The organism is Stenotrophomonas maltophilia group sp. RY12688 (assembly GCF_052149045.1).
Taxonomy (GTDB): Bacteria; Pseudomonadota; Gammaproteobacteria; order Xanthomonadales; family Xanthomonadaceae; genus Stenotrophomonas; species Stenotrophomonas sepilia.
Genome location: NZ_CP197389.1, coordinates 1,461,600 through 1,480,639, shown reverse-complemented (window position 1 = coordinate 1,480,639; position 19,040 = coordinate 1,461,600). Strand labels below are relative to the sequence as shown.

Annotated in this window: 22 protein-coding genes; 9 read left to right on the top strand and 13 right to left on the bottom strand. The window is 67.5% G+C overall.

Annotated features, from left to right (window positions below; genetic code table 11):
* Positions 1-5: 5 nt before the first annotated feature.
* Positions 6-584, top strand: a complete 579-nt coding sequence (locus ACS0OT_RS06830; RefSeq protein ID WP_032954072.1) for a superoxide dismutase — start codon at positions 6-8, stop codon at positions 582-584.
* 114 nt (positions 585-698) lie between these two features.
* Here the strand turns inward: ACS0OT_RS06830 and ACS0OT_RS06825 are convergent, their stop codons facing one another.
* The 3 genes from ACS0OT_RS06825 to purE form a co-directional block, all read right to left on the bottom strand.
* Positions 699-1,040 carry a carboxymuconolactone decarboxylase family protein gene (locus ACS0OT_RS06825; RefSeq protein ID WP_005415955.1) on the bottom strand — a complete coding sequence of 114 codons (342 nt, stop codon included), beginning with the start codon at positions 1,038-1,040 and terminating at the stop codon, positions 699-701.
* A gap of 125 nt (positions 1,041-1,165) precedes the next feature.
* Complete coding sequence (locus ACS0OT_RS06820) at positions 1,166-2,314, bottom strand: 5-(carboxyamino)imidazole ribonucleotide synthase (protein WP_442256097.1); 1,149 nt, start codon at positions 2,312-2,314, stop codon at positions 1,166-1,168.
* A complete protein-coding gene (gene purE / locus ACS0OT_RS06815; protein ID WP_005412808.1) occupies positions 2,311-2,814 on the bottom strand; it encodes a 5-(carboxyamino)imidazole ribonucleotide mutase in 504 nt (167 codons plus the stop codon). Before purE ends, ACS0OT_RS06820 begins: the two co-directional genes overlap by 4 nt.
* Before the next feature lie 58 nt (positions 2,815-2,872).
* On the opposite strand from purE, the gene ACS0OT_RS06810 reads away from it, so the two are divergent.
* The 4 genes from ACS0OT_RS06810 to ACS0OT_RS06795 all read left to right on the top strand — a co-directional run bounded on the left by ACS0OT_RS06810 (position 2,873) and on the right by ACS0OT_RS06795 (position 5,578).
* Positions 2,873-3,142, top strand: a complete 270-nt coding sequence (locus tag ACS0OT_RS06810; RefSeq protein ID WP_005415953.1) for a Trm112 family protein — start codon at positions 2,873-2,875, stop codon at positions 3,140-3,142.
* The gene (nadC, locus tag ACS0OT_RS06805) at positions 3,139-3,990 is read left to right on the top strand and encodes a carboxylating nicotinate-nucleotide diphosphorylase (protein WP_005415952.1); all 852 of its coding nucleotides are present in this window, start codon (positions 3,139-3,141) and stop codon (positions 3,988-3,990) included. The genes ACS0OT_RS06810 and nadC overlap by 4 nt, the downstream gene beginning before the upstream one ends.
* Before the next feature lie 180 nt (positions 3,991-4,170).
* Positions 4,171-5,160: a DUF2272 domain-containing protein gene (locus ACS0OT_RS06800; protein ID WP_442256096.1), complete on the top strand. Its 990-nt coding sequence runs from the start codon at positions 4,171-4,173 to the stop codon at positions 5,158-5,160.
* A gap of 67 nt (positions 5,161-5,227) precedes the next feature.
* Complete coding sequence (locus ACS0OT_RS06795; RefSeq protein ID WP_005415950.1) at positions 5,228-5,578, top strand: DUF3301 domain-containing protein; 351 nt, start codon at positions 5,228-5,230, stop codon at positions 5,576-5,578.
* Between the two features lie 103 nt (positions 5,579-5,681).
* On the opposite strand, the gene ACS0OT_RS06790 is transcribed toward ACS0OT_RS06795, so the two are convergent.
* The 7 genes from ACS0OT_RS06790 to ACS0OT_RS06760 form a co-directional block, all read right to left on the bottom strand.
* Complete coding sequence (locus ACS0OT_RS06790) at positions 5,682-6,134, bottom strand: ClpXP protease specificity-enhancing factor (protein WP_005415949.1); 453 nt, start codon at positions 6,132-6,134, stop codon at positions 5,682-5,684.
* Between the two features lie 84 nt (positions 6,135-6,218).
* Positions 6,219-6,854 carry a glutathione S-transferase N-terminal domain-containing protein gene (locus ACS0OT_RS06785; protein ID WP_111127095.1) on the bottom strand — a complete coding sequence of 212 codons (636 nt, stop codon included), beginning with the start codon at positions 6,852-6,854 and terminating at the stop codon, positions 6,219-6,221.
* A gap of 134 nt (positions 6,855-6,988) precedes the next feature.
* Positions 6,989-7,738 (bottom strand): cytochrome c1, encoded by a 750-nt coding sequence (locus ACS0OT_RS06780; RefSeq protein WP_049414892.1) that lies wholly within the window; start codon positions 7,736-7,738, stop codon positions 6,989-6,991.
* Entirely contained in the window at positions 7,731-8,990 is a 1,260-nt protein-coding gene (locus ACS0OT_RS06775; RefSeq protein ID WP_049451337.1) for a cytochrome b, read from the bottom strand. Before ACS0OT_RS06775 ends, ACS0OT_RS06780 begins: the two co-directional genes overlap by 8 nt.
* Positions 8,990-9,610 (bottom strand): ubiquinol-cytochrome c reductase iron-sulfur subunit, encoded by a 621-nt coding sequence (gene petA / locus ACS0OT_RS06770; protein ID WP_004151998.1) that lies wholly within the window; start codon positions 9,608-9,610, stop codon positions 8,990-8,992. The genes ACS0OT_RS06775 and petA overlap by 1 nt, the downstream gene beginning before the upstream one ends.
* 158 nt (positions 9,611-9,768) lie before the next feature.
* A complete protein-coding gene (locus tag ACS0OT_RS06765) occupies positions 9,769-10,689 on the bottom strand; it encodes a lytic transglycosylase domain-containing protein (protein ID WP_065177385.1) in 921 nt (306 codons plus the stop codon).
* A 45-nt stretch (positions 10,690-10,734) separates the two neighbouring features.
* Positions 10,735-11,703 carry a helix-turn-helix transcriptional regulator gene (locus ACS0OT_RS06760; RefSeq protein ID WP_065177386.1) on the bottom strand — a complete coding sequence of 323 codons (969 nt, stop codon included), beginning with the start codon at positions 11,701-11,703 and terminating at the stop codon, positions 10,735-10,737.
* Between the two features lie 81 nt (positions 11,704-11,784).
* On the opposite strand from ACS0OT_RS06760, the gene ACS0OT_RS06755 reads away from it, so the two are divergent.
* Together ACS0OT_RS06755 and miaB are read left to right on the top strand one after the other, a co-directional pair.
* The gene (locus ACS0OT_RS06755) at positions 11,785-12,405 is read left to right on the top strand and encodes a glutathione S-transferase family protein (protein WP_005415942.1); all 621 of its coding nucleotides are present in this window, start codon (positions 11,785-11,787) and stop codon (positions 12,403-12,405) included.
* Between the two features lie 189 nt (positions 12,406-12,594).
* Positions 12,595-14,013 carry a tRNA (N6-isopentenyl adenosine(37)-C2)-methylthiotransferase MiaB gene (miaB, locus tag ACS0OT_RS06750; protein ID WP_134972724.1) on the top strand — a complete coding sequence of 473 codons (1,419 nt, stop codon included), beginning with the start codon at positions 12,595-12,597 and terminating at the stop codon, positions 14,011-14,013.
* Positions 14,014-14,092: 79 nt separating this feature from the next.
* Here miaB and ACS0OT_RS06745 read toward each other — a convergent pair whose 3' ends face one another.
* From ACS0OT_RS06745 to ACS0OT_RS06735, 3 genes are read right to left on the bottom strand one after another with little or no spacing between them, the layout of a single operon-like run.
* Positions 14,093-15,205 (bottom strand): ABC transporter permease, encoded by a 1,113-nt coding sequence (locus tag ACS0OT_RS06745; RefSeq protein ID WP_442256095.1) that lies wholly within the window; start codon positions 15,203-15,205, stop codon positions 14,093-14,095.
* A complete protein-coding gene (locus tag ACS0OT_RS06740) occupies positions 15,202-16,125 on the bottom strand; it encodes an ABC transporter ATP-binding protein (protein WP_065177389.1) in 924 nt (307 codons plus the stop codon). The genes ACS0OT_RS06745 and ACS0OT_RS06740 overlap by 4 nt, the downstream gene beginning before the upstream one ends.
* Positions 16,126-16,145: 20 nt before the next feature.
* Positions 16,146-17,102, bottom strand: a complete 957-nt coding sequence (locus tag ACS0OT_RS06735; RefSeq protein ID WP_329888774.1) for an HlyD family secretion protein — start codon at positions 17,100-17,102, stop codon at positions 16,146-16,148.
* A gap of 441 nt (positions 17,103-17,543) precedes the next feature.
* On the opposite strand from ACS0OT_RS06735, the gene ACS0OT_RS06730 reads away from it, so the two are divergent.
* Both ACS0OT_RS06730 and ybeY read left to right on the top strand, forming a co-directional pair.
* Positions 17,544-18,530 carry a PhoH family protein gene (locus ACS0OT_RS06730; RefSeq protein WP_005415936.1) on the top strand — a complete coding sequence of 329 codons (987 nt, stop codon included), beginning with the start codon at positions 17,544-17,546 and terminating at the stop codon, positions 18,528-18,530.
* Entirely contained in the window at positions 18,527-19,012 is a 486-nt protein-coding gene (gene ybeY, locus ACS0OT_RS06725) for an rRNA maturation RNase YbeY (RefSeq protein ID WP_065177391.1), read from the top strand. Before ACS0OT_RS06730 ends, ybeY begins: the two co-directional genes overlap by 4 nt.
* Positions 19,013-19,040: the final 28 nt, after the last annotated feature.

Below are 19,040 nucleotides of genomic sequence, written 5' to 3'. Positions count from 1 at the left end.
TGTCCATGCCCGTCGAATTGCCTGCCCTGCCCTACCTCCCCGGCTCCCTGCAGCCCCACCTGTCCGCGCAGACCGTTGAGTTGCATCACGGCCGCCACCACCGCGCCTACGTTGACGCGGTCAACGCCGGCACTCTCGGCACCGAGTGGGAGGAGGCGTCACTGGAAGAGATCGTGCGCCATGCCCAGGGCACGCTGTTCGATGCGGCCGCCCAGGCCTGGAACCACGGCTTCTATTGGCAGTGCCTGCGCCCGCGCGGCGGCGGCGAGCCGCAGGGCCGGCTGGGCGAGCTGGTCAAGCGCCAGTTCGGTGACGCGCAGCGCCTGCGCGAGGAATTCAACCGCACCGCGCTGGGCCTGTTCGGCTCGGGCTGGGTGTGGCTGGTGCAGCACCCCGGTGGCCAGCTCGGCATCCAGGCCACCCGCAACGCCGGCACGCCACTGACCGGCGAAAGCACCCCGCTGCTGTGCTGCGATGTCTGGGAGCACGCCTACTACACCGATTACCAGAATGATCGCGCGCGTTACCTGGATGCCTTCTGGCAGATGGTCAACTGGGAATTCGCCGAAAGCCAGCTGCGCTGAGGCAGCGGGTCGGTCACAGGGTAGTGCCGGCCGCTGGCCGGCAACCCACTGGACGTACAAGGATGCCGGGGTTGCCGGCCAGCGGCCGGCACTACCGAAATGCAGAGCGGAGCTTCACGCGTTCTCGTGCGCAGCCACCGCGTCCATCACCCGCGCCGAGTACACCAGCGCCGCGCCGGCGTTGAGCGACACCGCCACGCCCAGTGCTTCGGTGATTTCCTCGCGGCTGGCGCCATGCTTCAGCGCAGCGTCCACGTGCACGGTGATGCAGCCGTCGCAGCGGGTGGTCACCGCCACCGCCAATGCGATCAGCTCACGGGTCTTGGCATCCAGATGGTTGGTCTGGGCACCGGCATTGGCCAGGGTGGCGTAGCCCTTGACCGTGTCCGGCGAGAGCTTGCCGATCTCGCCGATGCGGCCCTTCAGTTCCTTGCGGTAGGCATTCCAGTCGAGCATGGTCGTGACTCCTGTGAAAGGAGCTCCACGCTACCACCGACAATGGTGCGCCGATGCCTGCACCGGCGCGCCACACCGTTGCAGGCATACAAGGTTGTGCCGGCCATTGGCCGGCACGCCCGGGCTCAGCGGTTGCGCAGCGCGTGCACCGCCGGCGCCACCTGGGCCTGGCGGTCCAGCTCCAGGCCGACCTGGTCCAGCGCATCGGCCAATGCAGCGGCATCATCGTCGCGCAACGTGGCGTGGCCGACCTTGCGACCTTCGCGCGGCTCCTTGCCGTAGTCGTGCCAATGGCCACTGGCCTGACCCAGCACCGGCGCCGGATCGGGCATCACGCCCAGCCAGTTCAGCATGCAGGCATGGCCGAGCATGCGGGTGCTGCCCAGCGGCAGGCCCAGCACCGCACGCAGATGGTTCTCGAACTGCGAGGTCTCGCTGCCTTCGATGGTCCAGTGGCCGGAGTTGTGCACGCGCGGTGCCATCTCGTTGGCCAGCAGCTCACCATCACGGCAGAACAGCTCCAGCGCGAACACGCCCACATACTGCAGGTGCTCGGCGACGCGGCGGGCATAGCCGACCGCTGCCTGCTGCTCGGCGTCGGACAGCACCGCCGGTGCCACGCTGGCCGACAGCACGCCGTCGACATGCCAGTTGCCGGTGACCGGCCAGGCTTCGAAGCTGCCATCGCGGCCACGCACGGCCACCACGCTGACCTCGCGCTGGAAGGCCACGAAGCCTTCCAGGATCAGTCCGGTGCGCTCCACCTGGGCACCGAGCGCATCCCATGCGGCGTCGATGTCGGCTTCGCTGCGCAGGCGGAACTGACCCTTGCCGTCGTAGCCGAGGCGGCGGGTCTTGAGGATGCACGGCAGGCCGAACTCAGCCACCTTCGCCGCCAGCTCGTCGCGGCTGCGGATGTCGGCGAAGGCCGGCAGCGGAATACCCAGCTGCTGGAACAGGGTCTTCTCGCTCAACCGGTCCTGGGCCACCGCCAGCGCGGCCGGCGGCGGATAGACCGGCACGCGGTCGGCCAGGAACTGTGCACTGTCGGCAGGCACGTTCTCGAAATCGAAGGTGACCACATCGACCTTGGCGGCGAAGTCCGCCAAGGCCTGGCGGTCGTCGAAGGCGCCCACGGTGAGCGGCGCCAGCGGGCCGCTGCAGGCGTCGGCGGCCGGGTCGTACAGTTCGAAGCGCAGCCCCAGCGGCGCACCGGCCAGGACCATCATGCGGGCGAGCTGGCCGCCGCCCAGGATGCCGACAGTCAGGCTCATTGGCGTGGATCGTCGTGGGCCATCACGTCTTCGGTCTGGCGTGCACGGAAGGCATCGAGCGCCTGGCCGATCGCCGGCTGGTCGCTGGCCAGCATCGCCGCCGCGAACAGCGCGGCGTTGGAGGCGCCGGCGTTGCCGATGGCGAAGGTGGCGACCGGGATGCCGGCCGGCATCTGCACGATCGACAGCAGGGAATCCATTCCGTTGAGGGCCTTGGACTGCACCGGCACGCCCAGCACCGGCACGGCGGTCTTGGCCGCGATCATGCCCGGCAGGTGCGCGGCCCCGCCGGCACCGGCGATGATCGCGCGCAGGCCACGCGGGCCCGCCTGCTCGGCGTAACTGAACAACACATCCGGCGTCCGATGCGCGGACACCACCTTCACTTCGAACGGAACACCCAGGGCTTCAAGCTTCTGGGCGGCGTGCTGCATGGTTTCCCAGTCGGAACGGGAACCCATGACGATGCCGACAAGCGGCGCGATCGGGTTGGGGGTCATTGGCCGTCACCTGCCTTAAAGACGTATTCTAGCCGTCTTCCACGCAAGACGAAGAACCATGGATCGCAAGCTGCTCGACCTGCTGGTGTCCCCGGACACCCGCCAGCCCCTGTCCCTGCTGGATGGCAAGGGCCTGGAAGCCCTCAACAAGGCCATTTCCGCCGGCACGGTGACCAAGGCCGATGGCAACCCGCTGGCGCAGCCGCTGCGCGAGGCGCTGGTCACCCGTGACCGCAAGCAGGTGTTCCGCGTCGACGACGGCATCCCGGTGCTGCTGGCCGAGGAAGCCATTCCGACCGCCCAGATCGCCGACTTCCCGGCTGCATGAGCACGCTGCCGACGCCGGATGCGGCCGTTGTCGCCGCCGATGTCGCGCGCGCGCTGGCCGAGGACCTGGGCAGCGGTGATGTCACCGCCGCCCTGCTCCCCGACCAGGCCGACAGCGCCTACCTGCTGTGCAAGCAGGATGCGGTGATCGCCGGGCGCCCCTGGTTCGACGCTACCCATCGCGCGCTCGACCCTGACGTGCGCATTGAATGGCACATCGCCGAAGGCGATGCCGTCACCGCCGGCACCGTGCTGGCCCTGCTGCACGGGCGCAGCCGCAGCCTGGTTAGTGCCGAGCGCACTTCGCTGAACTTCCTGCAGACGCTGTCCGGCACCGCGACCACCACTGCTCGCTACGTGGCTGCGGTAGCCGGTACCGGTACCCGCATCCTCGACACCCGCAAGACCCTGCCCGGCCTGCGCCTGGCGCAGAAGTACGCGGTGCGCTGCGGCGGCGGCGAGAACCACCGCTTCGGCCTGTACGACACGGTGATGCTGAAGGAGAACCACATCCGCGCCGCCGGTTCGCTGGCCGCGGCGGTGGCCGCCGCACGCCGGCAGTGGCCTGCGCTGCCACTGGTGGTCGAGGTCGAAGACCTGGCACAGCTGCGCCAGGCGCTCGAAGCCGGTTGCGAACGCATCCTGCTGGATGACTTCAGTCCCGACCTGCGCCGCGAGGCGGTGCGCATCACCGCCGGACGCATTCCGCTGGAAGTCTCCGGCAGCGTCGGCCTGGGCGGCCTGCGCTCGATCGCTGAGGATGGCGTCGATTGCATCTCCATCGGCGGACTGACCAAGCATGTGCAGGCCATCGATCTGTCGTTGAAGCTGGGCCCGCCGCCGGCTTGAGGCCTACGGGACCTTGTAGAGCCGAGCCCACGCTCGGCTGCTTCTCGATCTGCGGCGCGCCCGGCACCCGCTTTGCGCGATGAGCCGAGCGTAGGCTCGGCTCTACACGACCCGGGCGCCTTCACGGCTCGGCTACGCCAGCCTCTGCGACGCTGCGGGCATCCCCCACAGGAGCCGCGCATGCGCCGGATGCTCTTGCCTGCCTGTCTGCTGCTCGCGGCAGCCCCCTTGTCCGCCGCAGCCGCTGAAGCCTGCGATGTCCCTCCCCGCTTCGGCCTGAGCCCATTGGCGGTGGCCATCCGCAATACCGCCTGCAACGAGCACCGGTTGTGGTTCCGGCCCTTCATCGATCGCGATGGCCGCGCCGCCAGCCTCAGCGTCACCGAAGCCGAAAGCGATCACCTGGCCGACAACGGCCTGATCGCCTGGCAGCGCGTGGCCGGCTACTGGCGCAACAGCGGCACGCTCAACGCGATGGGCAGCATCGCCGGCGCCAGCAGCTGTCTGGCACCACTGGGCACGAGCTACACCGACAGCGACTGCCGCGCGTTCCTGATCGACAACCCGTGGTCGGCCGCTTTCATTTCCTGGGTGATGGTGCAGGCCGGCGTTCCCGGCTTCAACACGTCGCCGCGCCACATCGACTACATCCGTGCCGCGTACCAGGGCGGCCCCTCGGGCGTGCCGTACCGGCTGGTCGATCCCGCGACCGCAAAGCCCGCACCGGGCGACCTGTTGTGCTTCCTGCGCGACCGCAGCACGACGCTCAGCTACAGCGGGCTGGTGCAGGCGCTGGGCAACGGTTCGGTGGGCCACTGGAAATCGCATTGCGAAGTGGTGGTGGCTGCCAACCTGGGGGGCGACCAGACCCTGTACCTGGTCGGTGGCAACGTGATGAACACCGTGGCGATGCGCCTGCTGCCGCTGGACCGTACCGGATTGATCAAGCTGCCCCCGGCACGCGAACGCAACAGCACCGGCATCGAGCCCAGCTGCACGCCGGGCCGCGAGGACGAATGCAGCTTCAACCGCCAGGACTGGGCGGCCCTGCTGCAGTTGACCGCGACCGCGCCATTGGTGATGCCGTCACCCTCCGCAGCGCCGATGCAGGCCGTACCGGCCAACGCGCCCGCAGCGCCGACGACGGGCCAGCCACCGCCGAGGCGGTGATACCCGTGCTTGATCCAGCGCACGTTCGCCGCCATCTTTGCCGGATCGACCTCTGACGGCTGACGCCATGCCTACCCTGCTGCTGTTGTTGATTGCCGGCGGAATCATCTACTTCTTCTGGAACGCCGCACGCTCGGCCGCCGAGCGCGCGGTCGAGCTGGGACGCAATGCCTGCCGCGCCGCCGACGTGCAGTGGCTGGACCAGGCGGTGCACGCCACCGGCCTGCGACTGTCGCGTGGCGAAGATGGCCGGCTCGGTTTCGAGCGCACCTTCAAGTTCGAGTATTCCTACGATGGCATCGATCGCCACGTGGGCCGCATGGTGCTGCGTGGCGACCAGCTGATCTCGTTCACCGGCCCCGGTGCCGCGCGGATCAGCCAGATCCGGCCGGATGTGGAGGATGCCGAGGATGTGTAAGAACTGAAGGTGTGCCGACCAACGGTCGGCACCCACACAATTCCGGCACCCACCGCCAAACGGGCAAAGAAAAACGCCGCCCATCGGGGCGGCGTCGGAAGGGTTACTTGACCACGCGCAGGTTCGGGCGGCCCTTCGGCGGCGGACTGGCCGGCGGCGTGTCGTCCGGCGGCGTGCCTTCCTCGTGCAGCAGCTCATCGCGGGTCGGTGCGGTTTCGTTGCCCGGAATGTCATCCGGCAATGCCATGCCCTGCCCGGTCTCGCGGGCGTAGACCGCCAGCACGGCGCTGATCGGCACCTGCACCGGGTAGCTGGTTCCGGAGAAGCGGGCCGAGAAGCTCACCATTTCGTTGTCGATCATCAGCCGCACCACGGCACGTTCGGCGATGTTGAGCACGACCCGGCCATCCTTGACCGCCGAAGGCGGGACCTGCACGCCGGGGACGCCGGCGTCGACCAGGATGTGCGGGGTCAGCTGGTTGTCGTTGATCCATTCCACCAGCGCCCGCAGCAGGTACGGGCGGTGGCTGGTCATGTGGAAGAAGTCTTCGGTCATGCGTGAAGTGTACGCGCCCGGCGCCCCGCCGGGGCGGATCGTCTGCACGCCGGTCGGCGTGCAGACGGGTAACGCGGGGCCGGATCAGACCGGCAGGTCGCGCAGTTTCTTTTCCTGCTCGGTCAGGCTGCGGACAAATCCCGGATGGCGGAAGATGCGGTTGCCGTAGTCCTCGATCGCCTTGCCGTCCTTCGGCAGCGGCACATCCAGCGACTGCAGGCGCCAGATGATCGGCGCCATCGCGCAGTCGGCCAGGCTCATTTCCGGGTTGAGGAAGAACTTGCTGGCCTTGAACAGCGGCAGCGAGGCGGTCAGCAGTTCCTTCAGGCGCTTGCGCCCGGCCTCGGCCTGGGTTTTGTTGCCCAGCTGGACGGCCTGCACCTGCGGCACCCAGTCGTGCTCGATGCGGAGCATGGCCAGGCGGATGCGTGCACGCGACAACGGGTCGACCGGCATCAGTGGCGGATGCGGGTAGCGCTCATCCAGGTACTCGCTGACCACCGATGCGGCGTACAGCACCAGCTCGCGTTCGACCAGGGTCGGCACCGAGTGGTACGGATTGAGGTCGATCAGGTCTTCAGGCGGGTTCTGCGGATCGACCGGAACGAAGTCGAAGGTGACGCCCTTGGCCGCCAGGACCAGGCGTACACGGTGGCACAGTACGTCGTCGTTCGAGGAAAACAGCGTCAGTGTATTGCGCATGCGTACGCTCGCCGCCATCAAAGGCTCTCCCACGACAGGAGACCGCCTGCCGCATCGGCGCCGCCGGCACCGTGCCAGCGGTCGACTCCTCCCCGAGTGTGCAACCGACCATCACAAAAGCCAATAGGCCCATGCGATGGCCGGTGGCAGAATCAGTGAACGTCCTTCCAGTATTCCTTCTTCAGCAGGTACAGCAGGAAGGTCAGCAGGGCCAGGAACAGGATCACCCACACGCCCAGCTGCTGGCGCTTGAGTGCGGCCGGTTCGCCGGCGTATTCGAGGAAGTTGGTGATGTCCCGCACGGCCTGGTCGTACTGCCCGGCGTCCACCGATCCCGGCGTTTCAATCTTCAGGCCGGTCACCGGCGGGTCCATACCGGGCGCTTCCGCCTTGCCGTGCACCGCATGCTGCAGCCCCTGCATCTCCCACAGCGGGTTGGGCATGGAGGCGTTGGCGAACAGCGCGTTGTTCCAGCCCAGCGGGCGGCTGCTGTCCAGATAGAACGACTTGAGATAGGTATAGACCCAGTCGCTGCCACGCACACGCGCGATCAGGCTGAGATCGGGCGGCATCTTGCCGAACCACTTCTCCGCGTTTTCCTTGGGCATCGCCACCGGGATCGGGTCGCCGATCGCCGAGCCGGTGAAGTTGAGGTTGTTCATCACCTCTTCTTCGGTCAGGCCCAGGTCCTGCGCCATCCGCGAGTAGCGCAGGTACTTCAGCGCGTGGCAGCCGGAGCAGTAGTTCATGTACAGCTGCGCACCCCGCTGCAGCGAGGCGCGGTCACCGAGGTCGTTGCCGGCCTGCAGCAGCTTGGTGCCGCCCTCGGCGGCGGAGGCCAGGAAACTGCCCAGCATCAGGGTGGCCGTCAGGGCCAGCCGGACCATCCAGCGCTCAGTCATGCGTGGTCACCCTCTCCGGTACCGGCTTGGTCTTGTCCAACCTTGTCCATAGCGGCATGGTGATGAAGAACGCGAAGTACAGGAAGGTCAGCACCCGCCCGATGTAGGTTTCATGCACGTCGGTGCCCGGGCCGGAGCCGATCACGCCCAGCCACACGAAGCACACCGCCAGCACGCCCAGCATCACCTTCGAGATCCAGCCGCGGTAGCGCACCGACTTCACCCTGGCCTTGTCCAGCCACGGCACCAGGAACAGGATCGCAATGGCCGAGAACATCACCAGCACGCCACCGAGCTTGTTCGGTACCACGCGCAACATCGCGTAGTAAGGCGTGTAGTACCAGACCGGCTTGATGTGTTCGGGGGTCACCAGGCGGTTGGCCTCGGTGAAGTTGTCGTGTTCCAGGAACAGGCCGCCGAAGCCCGGTGCGAAGAAGATGATGAAGGCGGCGATGATCAGCAGGAAGCCGGCGCCGACACCATCCTTGAGCGTGTAGTACGGATGGAACGGAATACCGTCGGCCGGCGCATTCGGCGACCAGCGGTTGCCCTTCGGTCCTTTCTTGATCTCCACGCCATCGGGGTTGTTCGACCCCACTTCGTGCAGCGCGCCCAGATGCAGCACCACCAGCAACAGCAGCACCAGCGGCAGTGCGATGACGTGCAATGCGAAGAAGCGGTTGAGCGTGGCGTCACTGGGCAGGTAATCGCCCATGATCCATTCGGTCAGGCCGTTGCCGATCACCGGTATCGCGCCGAACAGCGAGATGATCACTTTGGCGCCCCAGAACGACATCTGGCCCCACGGCAGCACATAGCCCATGAAGGCCTCGGCCATCAGCACCAGGTAGATCAGCATGCCCAGGATCCACACCAGCTCGCGCGGCTTCTGGTAGCTGCCGTACAGCAGGCCGCGGAACATGTGCAGGTAGACCACGATGAAGAAAAGCGAGGCGCCGGTGGAGTGCATGTAGCGGATCAGCCAGCCCCACTCCACATCACGCATGATGTATTCGATGGAGCCGAACGCCTCGGCGGCGCTGGTCTTGTAGTGCATCGTCAGGAAGATGCCGGTGACGATCTGGTTGACCAGCACCAGCAGTGCCAGCGAACCGAAGTAGTACCAGATGTTGAAGTTCTTCGGCGCGTAATACTCGGTAACGTGCTTGCGGTAGACCGGCATCAGGCCCGGCGCGCGGGCATTGACCCAGTCGGCGACGCCGCTGGCGGTACGGGCGAGGATATTGGCCATCAGGCTGCCCCCTGCGGATCGACACCGATGATGATGGTGTTGTCGTCCTGGTAATGGTGCGCGGGCACCTTCAGGTTGATCGGTGCCGGCACATCCTTGAAGACGCGGCCGGACATGTCGAAGCGCGACTTGTGGCAGGGGCAGAAGTAGCCCCCCTTCCACTGCGGGTCGTAGGGCTCAGGCCGGATCTCGGCGACCATTTCCGGCGAGCAGCCCAGGTGCGTGCACAGGCCGACCAGCACGGAGATGTCCGGCTTGATCGAGCGCAGCTCGGGGTTCTGCTTCAGCACGTAGTCCGGCTGCTGGTCCTTCTCGCCGGACTCGGGGTCCTTGAGGCGGCCATCCAGCCCGTGCAGTGCATCCAGGATCGCCTTGGACCGCTTGACGATCCAGATCGGCTGGCCACGCCACTCCACGATCAGGCGTTGGCCTTCCTGCAGGGCGCTGATGTCGGCCACCACCGGTGCACCGGCAAGCTTGGCACGGGCACTGGGGTTCCAGGATTTGATGAAAGGAACGGCGGTGAATCCGACGCCGACGGCGCCAACCACAGCAGTGGTGGCAGAAAGAAAACGCCGACGTCCGGTGTTGACTGGATCGTGTACCCCATCGTTGGCCATCCGGCACTCCGATATTGATTAGGTAGCTTTAAGGCTGCCAGCGGATCCGGTGGGGGCCAGAGCCGCATTGAATCATGGGCGAGTGTAGCGGAACCGTCGCGCGCCACACAACGCATTGCAACAACATTGATTACGGGGTTGCCGGCCAGCGGCCGGCACTACTGGTGTGTCAATGCGGTGCGGTAACGCTCGGCCAGCTGTCCGACCCGGCGCACGTAGTACTGGGTCTCGCTGTAGGGCGGCACGCCACCGTGGCGGTCGACCGCGCCTTCGCCGGCGTTGTAGCCGGCCGCAGCCAGGGTCAGGTCGCCATTGAAGCGCTTCAGCAACCACGCAAGATACTGCACGCCACCACGGATGTTCTGCGCGGCATCGTAGGAATCGCTGACCCCGAAGCGGGCTGCGGTCGGCGGCATCAGCTGCATCAGGCCCTGCGCGCCGGCGCGGCTGAGCGCGGTCGGGTTGTAGGCCGACTCGGCGTGGATGATGGCGCGCACCACGGCTTCTTCGACGCCGAACTCGCGTGCGGCCGAGGTGATCTCGGTCTGGAACGCGGTGGTGTTCAAGCGCACCGAACCGAAGTCCACGCGTGGGTTGACGCCACAGGCATAACAGCGCTCCATGAAACTGTAGCGGATGGTACGCACCGGGCCGAGGTTGGCGACCTGGGTCGGCCGCGCACTGGTGTAGTGGCGCACCCCATCCTTCATGAAGGAGTAGACCTGGCCGCTGACCATCCGCCCGGCCCGCGAGGCCGTCGGTACCGCGGCAGGCGCGGGTGCAGCAGGCGTCGGCGCGACTGCAGCGGGCGCAGCGGCGCTGGCCGCCACGGCGACCGGATTGCGTTCGATGCTGGCCACCGAGGTCGGCGCAGGCTTCGATGCGGCCACCACGGGGCGCGGTGCCGGGCGGGTATCGCGGCTGTAGCTGATGCTGCTGCAGCGCGCGCCGGCCACTCGCTTGCTCACGTAGCTGGTGACCCCGTCGGCGCCCTGGCACTTGTACAGGGTGCCAGCGCTGGCCGGCGCAGCGGTCAGCGCAGCGATGATGATCGCCGTTGTCCCCAGTATCCCCTTCATGCCGCGAGTGTCCCAGCTTCGCCGGGGCTTGCCAAGCGATGTGGCTCAGCCTGTGACCGGCGGCACAGCCAGCACCTGGCCCAATCCGGTCAAACGCTGTGCCAGCTCATCGCGCAGGCCCGGCGGTGTGGTCCACAACGCCACCGGCACCCGGTCCAGGCTGAGGATCTGCGCCAGCATCATGCCGCGGCTCTCGGCGCCCATGCGCAACAGGCAATGGTCGGCACCATCAGCCTCCAGCACACCACACCACGGCGGGATGCGCCCTTCCAGCTCGGTGCGGCTGCCGGCCAGGCGGACAATGGCCTGCAGCGCGAAGGGCGCCTGGCTGACCGCCTGCCGCACCATCACGTCCGGGGGCGCGGGCGGGCGCCGATGCATGCCCGGCCCGGCGCATTCGCGCACCGCGCCCATCCGGTCCACGCGCAGGGTGCGCCAGTCCTGGCGGCCCAGGTCCCAGGCCAGCAGGTACCAGCGCCGCCCATAGTTGACCAGGTGCTGCGCCTCGACCTCGCGCTGGGTCACCTCCTCCTGCGCACTGCGGTACTCGAAGGCCAGCCGTGACGCCTGCCGGCAGTGCTGGGCCAGCCGTCCCAGCAGGCGTGCGTCGGTGGAGGGAAGGTCGGACAGGGTGGCCGTCGCCGCATGCACCTCGCCGGCCTGCCGCCGGCGACGGGTGGGGACCAGCGGATCGAGCTTGGACAGCAGGCCCCGCGCGGTGTCGTCGATGCCAGCGACGGTCGCGGACGCGGCACGCAGGGCGATCGCCAGGGTCGTCGCCTCGTCCTCGTCCAGCAGCATCGGCAGCACCGGTGCCCCTGCCCCGAGCTGATAGCCGCCGCCGACCCCCGATGAGGCCCGCACCGGATAGCCCAGTTCGCGCAGGCGTTCGATATCACGGCGGATACTGCGCCGGTCCACGCCCATGCGCTCGGCCAGCTCAGCCCCGGACCACTGGCGGCGGGCCTGCAGCAGGGCGATCAGGCGCAGCAGTCGATGGGCGGTATGGCGCATGAAGAATCGAGGACAGAAGTCGTCCGCAATAGTGCCTCAGGATGGCTTCCAGTTCACCCACCCACCGCAAGGAGCAATGCCATGAACTCACGCCAGATCACCCTGTACCACGCCGCCAGATCCCGTTCGAGCGGCGCCGTGGCCCTGCTCGAAGCGCTGGGTGCCGACTACCGCATGCAGGTGCTGGACCTGAAGGCCGGTGCCAACCTGGCCCCGGCCTATCTGGCCATCAACCCGATGGGCAAGGTGCCGGCCATCGTCCACAACGGCGCACTGGTGACCGAGCAGGTCGCCATTTATCTGTACCTGGCCGACCTGTATCCGGAGGCCGGGCTGGCCCCGCCGATCGGCGACGCCCTGCGCGGCCCCTACCTGCGCTGGATGGCCTTCTACGGTGCCTGTTTCGAGCCGGCGATGATCGACAAGGCGATGCACCGCGAGCCGCCGCCGCGCCTGATGTCGCCGTACAACGACGCCGAGACCGTGCTGCAGGTGGTCGAGGCCCAGCTGGCGCAGGGCCCGTACCTGCTCGGCGAGACGATGAGTGCCGCCGACGTGCTGTGGGGCAATGCGCTGGCCTGGACCACGGCCTTCGGCCTGGTGCAGCCTGCGCCGGCCACGGCTGATTACATCGCACGGATGAGCGCGATGACCGCCTTCGACCGTTCGCGGCAGATCGATGCGGAGCTGGCGGCCGCGTAAGCAGCCCCCCCTTGTAGAGCCGAGCCCGCGCTCGGCTGCTCTTCCCGCTTCCCATGGGGCAGCAGCCTGGCATGGCCTGGCTCTACTGAAGCCAGCCGAGCGTGGGCTCGGCTCTACAAGGGCGCGGCGGCTGGCGCGGGATGCGGGTAGAATTGCCCGCTTTCCCGCCACCCGAATGGATTAAGCGCCATGACCGGGACGCCAGACGTCTTTCCGCCCGCCACGCCGGGCGGTACCCCGCTCGTTGCCCTGCCCGCTGGTCCGCGCAAGCCTGACCAGGTCAAGGGCAAGCTGTACATCAAGACCCACGGTTGCCAGATGAACGAGTACGACTCGGCCAAGATGGCCGACGTGCTTGCCGCCAGCGATGGCCTGGAACTGACCGACAGCCCGGACGACGCCGACGTCATCCTGGTCAACACCTGCTCCATCCGCGAGAAGGCGCAGGAGAAGGTGTTCAGCCAACTCGGCGTGTGGAAGGGCCTGAAGAACAAGGGCCGCGAGGTCATCATCGGCGTGGGCGGCTGCGTTGCCTCGCAGGAAGGCGAAGCGATCATCAAGCGCGCCCCGTTCGTGGACCTTGTGTTCGGTCCGCAGACCCTGCATCGCCTGCCGGAACTGATCCGCGCACGCCGCGAGCAGAAGCGCCCGCAGGTGGACATCAGCTTCCCCGAGATCGAGAAGTTCGACCGCCTGCCCGAGCCACGCGCCGAAGGTGCCTCGGCGTTCGTGTCGATCATGGAAGGCTGTTCCAAGTACTGCTCGTTCTGCGTGGTGCCTTACACCCGCGGCACCGAAGTCAGCCGCCCGTTCGAGGACGTGGTGGTGGAAGTGGCGCAGCTCGCCGCGCAGGGCGTGCGCGAGATCAACCTGCTCGGCCAGAACGTCAACGCCTATCGCGGCCCGTATGGAGACGGTGAGTTTGCCGACCTCGGCCTGCTGATCCGCACCATCGCCGAGATCGATGGGGTCGGCCGCATCCGCTTCACCACCTCGCACCCGCTCGAGTTCAGCGATTCGCTGATCGATGCGTTCCGCGACGTTCCGCAGCTGGCCAACTTCCTGCACCTGCCGGTGCAGGCCGGCAGCGACCGCGTGCTGTCGGCGATGAAGCGCGGCTACACCGCGCTGGAATTCAAGTCGAAGATCCGCAAGCTGCGCGCGGTGCGCCCGGACATTTCAATCAGCTCGGACTTCATCGTCGGCTTCCCCGGCGAGACCGATGCCGACTTCGAGAAGACCATGAAGCTGATCGAGGACATCGGCTTCGACCACAGTTTCTCCTTCATCTATTCGCGTCGACCGGGTACGCCGGCGGCCGATCTGGAGGACACGATCAGCGATGCCGAGAAGCATGCGCGTCTGTCGCGCCTGCAGGAGCGCATCAATGCGCACGCCGCCAGCATCTCGCAGAAGATGGTCGGTACCGTGCAGACCGTGCTGGTGGAAGGGCCGTCGCGCAAGAATCCGAACGAACTGACCGGCAAGACCGAGAACATGCGGTCGGTGAATTTCCCGGCGCCTGCGCGCCTGATCGGGCAGTTCGTGGATGTGGTGATCACCGAAGCGCTGACCAATTCGCTGCGCGCGCGGGTGGTGGCGGAGTAAGGTCCGGGTGTGCCGACCAACGGTCGGCGCCCACCGGAAATGATGCCGGCCAGCGGCCGGCACTACCGAATGACAGGCCTCAATCCAGGCGCTTGCGGAAACGCAGGATCGCCAGGGTCATCATCACCACGATGAAGGCCAGCAGCGCCAGTGCGTCGTGCCACAGCTCCCACAGCGAGGCGCCGCGCAGCATGATGCCGCGCACCAGGCGCAGGAAGTGGGTCAACGGCAGCACTTCGGCCAGCCACTGCACCGGCCGCGGCATGCCGGCGAACGGGAACATGAAGCCCGACAGCAGGATCGACGGCAGGAACAGGAACAGGGTCATCTGCATCGCCTGGAACTGCGAACGCGCGCGCGCGGAGATCAGCAGGCCCAGCGCCAGGTTGGCCAGCACCAGCAGCACCGCGGCCAGGTAGATGTCGAGCAGGCTGCCGCGAATCGGCACCTGGAACAGCCAGGTGCCCAGCACCAGCACCAGCGTGGTCTGCAGCAGACCGATCGCTGCATAGGGCAGCACCTTGCCGACCATCAGTTCGCTGCGCGATACCGGCGTGGCGATCAGCAGTTCCATGTTGCCGCGCTCGCGTTCGCGCACCACCGCCACCGCCGTGAACATCACCAGGGTCATGGTCAGGATCACCCCGATCAGGCCGGGCACGATGTTCACCGCCGAGCGCCGTTGCGGGTTGTAGAAACTGGTCACGCTGACCTGGCCACCGGCAATGCTGCCTTCGCGCAGCGGCCGCGTATTGCTGGTCGGGCGCGTATCCAGTGGCACCTGCGCCAGCTGGATCGCCGCACTCTGCACCACGGTGTCGCTGCCATCGACCAGCACCTGTACCGCTTCGCGTCCATCGAAGCGGCGACGCTCGAAGTCCGCCGGCACCACGATGCCGACGCTGATCTCGCCGCGGCGCAGCGCCTGCATCAGCTGGTCCGGCGTGTAGGCCTCGCTGCGTGGCGTGATCACGCCGGTGGCGACCATGTCCTGCACCAGCGCGCGTGAGGCGGCGCTGTTGGCCTGGTCGGCGATACCCGCATCGAGGTGGCGCAGGTTGAGGTTGATCGCATACCCGAACAGCAGCAGCTGCATCACCGGAATGCCGACGATCATCGCCAGCGTGATGCGGTCGCGGCGCAGCTGCCGCAGCTCCTTGAGCATGATCGCCCACAGCCTGCGCAGGTTCATGCCGCTGGCTCCCTGCCACGGCCACGGGTGGCGGCCACGAACACGTCCTCCAGGTTCGGCGCCACGATTTCGATATGCGCTTGCGGGTCGGCGCTGGCCAGCGCGCGCCGCAGCGCCGCGACATCCGCTGCGCCTTCGTTGCACAGCACGCGCAGATGGGTGCCGATCTGCGCCACGCTCAGCACGCCGGGCAGCTCGGCCAGCACGCGGCTGGCCTGGCGTGGCTGCGATGACGTGACCTGCAGCGTTCGTCCTTGCAGCCGTGAACAGAGCTCGGCCGGCGTGCCGTCGGCCACCAGTGCGCCGCGATCAAGGATCGCCAGGCGATGGCAGCGCTCGGCTTCGTCCATGTAATGGGTCGACACCAGCACCGTGGTTCCCGCGTCGGCCAGTTCGAACAGGGCCTCCCAGAAATCGCGGCGCGACTCGGGATCGACCGCGCTGGTCGGCTCGTCCAGGAACAGCAGTTCGGGCGAATGCACCACGGCGCCGGCCAGGGCCAGGCGCTGCTTCTGCCCGCCGCTGAGCGTACCGGCCAGCTGCGGCTGCCGGTCCTGCAACCGGTACTGCTGCAGCAGCGCATCGACCCGTTGCCGGGCCTGGTTGCGCGGCAGGTCCTGGATGGCGGCGAGGAATTCCAGGTTCTCGCGTACCGACAGGTCTTCGTACAGCGAGAAGCGCTGGGTCATGTAGCCGATGCGCCGGCGCAGTGCTTCGGCCTGCTCGGGAACCGCCAGGCCCAGCACCTCGATCTGCCCCGCACTGGGTTCCAGCAGGCCGCACAGCATGCGGATGGTGGTCGACTTGCCTGACCCGTTCGGGCCCAGGAAGCCGTACACCTGCCCGCGCGGGACGGTCAGGTCGACCTTGTCCACGGCCAGCAGTTCACCGAAGCGGCGGGTCAGGCCCTGCGCATGCACCGCGATGTCCGCACCGGTGTTCAGAAGCGCACCTGCACCGGCAGTCCGGCCGGAAGCTTCTGCATGTCGCTGGCTGCATCCACGTCGATCTCGGCGAGGTAGCTCAGGCGCTCGACGTCATCGCCGGTCAGTGCGTAGTACGGGGTGAATGAAGGCTCGCTACGGATCGCGCGCACATGGCCCTTCAGTACGGTGCTTCCTCCCTCCAGCTGTATCTGCGCCGGCTGACCGACCTTGACCTGCAGGCGCAGCGGCTGCGGCAGGTAGACGCGCGCATAGGGGCGCTCGCCGACCAGCATCACCGCCAGCGGCGCCCCGATCGGTGCCTGGTCACCCTGCCGGTAGGGCAAGGCATCGATCACGCCATCGCGCGGTGCGCGCAGCAGCAGCTTCTGCAGGTTGACGCCCTGCACCACCTGCTGCGCCTGTGCGGCGTCGGCGGCCGCCTGGCCCTGGGCGATGTCCTGCGCGCGACTGCCGTGCACCCGTTCCAGCCAGGCCTGCTCGGCGGCACGCACGCTGGCCGCGGCATTGCCGGCGGCCGCCCGTGCACGGTCCAGCTCGGCGGCGGCGATCAGGCGCTGGCGTGCCAATGGCTGCACCCGACGATAGTAGGCAGTGGCTTCAGCAGACTGCGCGCGCAACGCGGCCAGTTGTGCCTGGGCCTGTGCGATCTGTTCCTGCCGCGGGCCGAGCTTCAGCTCTTCCAGCTGGGCCTGCGCGCGCGCCGTGTCGGCCTGCGCCGCCGCGAACTGCGCGTCGCCGCGGGCGGGGTCGAGCTGCATCAGCACGGCCCCGGCCTTGACCCGCTGGCCCTCGCGCACCTCCACCGTGGCGATCACCTCGGCCGCCGGCGCCGGCACCGTGATCCGGTCCCACTCCAGTGTGCCCAGCGCCGTTGGCGTTGACTGCCCACAGCCCGCCAGCAGGCCGATGCCCGCCAGCCCGAGTCCACGCATCCCGTTGCCGATGCCCATGTCATCCCCTCCTGCGACGGCGACACGGTGCCACCTGCCCCGTGCACCCTCAATGATTCCGATCAGCCCTGACGGTTTTTTCGCCACGTACGGGCGAGCCTTTTGCTGCAAGGTTCCTCGCCACCTATCCACAGCTTGATTCAGCATCATTCCACAGCCGGTGTGGAGAACCGGACGGGGGCGGCCGTACTGGCTGCCTGGCAGCGGAAGATGCGCTGCCGTCACAGGACCCGGCCGACCGTGACGGTTTTTTCACCACCGCCTCATACGCCTTGTGGCACAAGCACTGCGAAGGCCTGTCCACAGCTTTTCGCGCCCTCCGTCCACACCGGGTGTGGAAAACCGCGTATCGGCCCGCCGCTGGCCGCATGCCCGGTACGCGCGTAACCTTGTCACCCCGAGTCCATCGTGGTGGACGGCGACCCCGCCCCACCCCAAGCAATGAAAAGCATCGATCATCGAGACTTCACCCTGTCGCCGGAAGACAACGAGCGACTGGCCAACCTGTGCGGCCCCTTCGACGGGCACCTGCGCCAGATCGAGCTGAAGCTCGGCGTGGAGATCGCCAATCGTGGCTTCGTGTTCCGCATCAGCGGGCCCAACGAAGCCATCGTCGAGGCGCAGAAGCTGGTTGAAGCGCTGTACGCCGAAGCCGGCGAAACCACCTTCGACAATCACGCCATCCACCTGCGCTTGGCGCAGGCCAACGTCGAGCAGATCGCCGAACGCTCCTACGAAGCGCAGGACGTGGCAATCAAGGTCAAGCGTGGCACGGTACGTGGCCGCGGCGCCAACCAGGGCCGCTACCTGCACCAGATCGCCACGCATGACATCAACTTCGGCATCGGCCCGGCCGGAACCGGCAAGACCTTCCTGGCCGTGGCCAGCGCGGTCGAAGCACTGAACGAGTCACGGGTGCAGCGCCTGATCCTGGTGCGCCCGGCGGTGGAAGCCGGCGAGAAGCTGGGCTTCCTGCCCGGCGACCTGAGCCAGAAGGTCGACCCGTACCTGCGACCGCTGTACGACGCCCTGTACGAGATGATGGGCGTGGAGAAGGTGGTCAAGCTGCTGGAGAAGAACGTCATCGAGATCGCGCCGCTGGCCTACATGCGCGGCCGCACGCTCAACGATGCGTTCGTGATCCTGGACGAGGCGCAGAACACCACCATCGAACAGATGAAGATGTTCCTGACCCGCCTGGGCTACGGCTCCACGGCGGTGGTCACCGGTGACCTGACCCAGACCGACCTGCCCAAGCACGTGAAGTCCGGCCTGCGCGACGCGATCGATGTGCTGCGCGAGGTCGAGGGCGTCAGCTTCACCTTCTTCGAATCCCGCGACGTGGTCCGGCATCCGCTGGTGGCGCGCATCGTCAGCGCCTACGACCGCCGCGACCTGCATCAGATCCAGCCTGGAGCAACGCCATGACCCGTGGTCCCGTGCGACTGGACGTCGCCGTCAGTTATGCCCTGCCGCGTACCGGGCTGCCGGCCGCAGTGAGCTTCCGCAAGTGGGTGGCCGCTGCGTTGAAGGGCCGCATCCGTGAGGCCGACCTGGCCATCCGCGTGGTCGATGCCAAGGAGGGGCAGTCGCTGAACCGCCATTACCGTGGCAAGGACTACGCCACCAACGTGCTCAGCTTCCCGGCCGACGTGCCCGAAGGCCTGCCCAAGGGCGTCAAGTTTCCATTGCTCGGCGACCTGGTGATCTGCGCACCGGTGGTGGCGCGTGAAGCTGACGAACAGGGCAAGGCGCTCAACGCCCATTACGCGCACCTGACCGTGCACGGCGTGCTGCACCTGCTTGGCTGGGACCACGAGGACGACAAGGAAGCCGACGCAATGGAACAGCTGGAGCGCGAGATCCTGGCCGAGCTCGGCATCGCCGATCCCTACGCCGGCGAGCGCTGACGGCCACGCATACCGGGTTCATCACAGA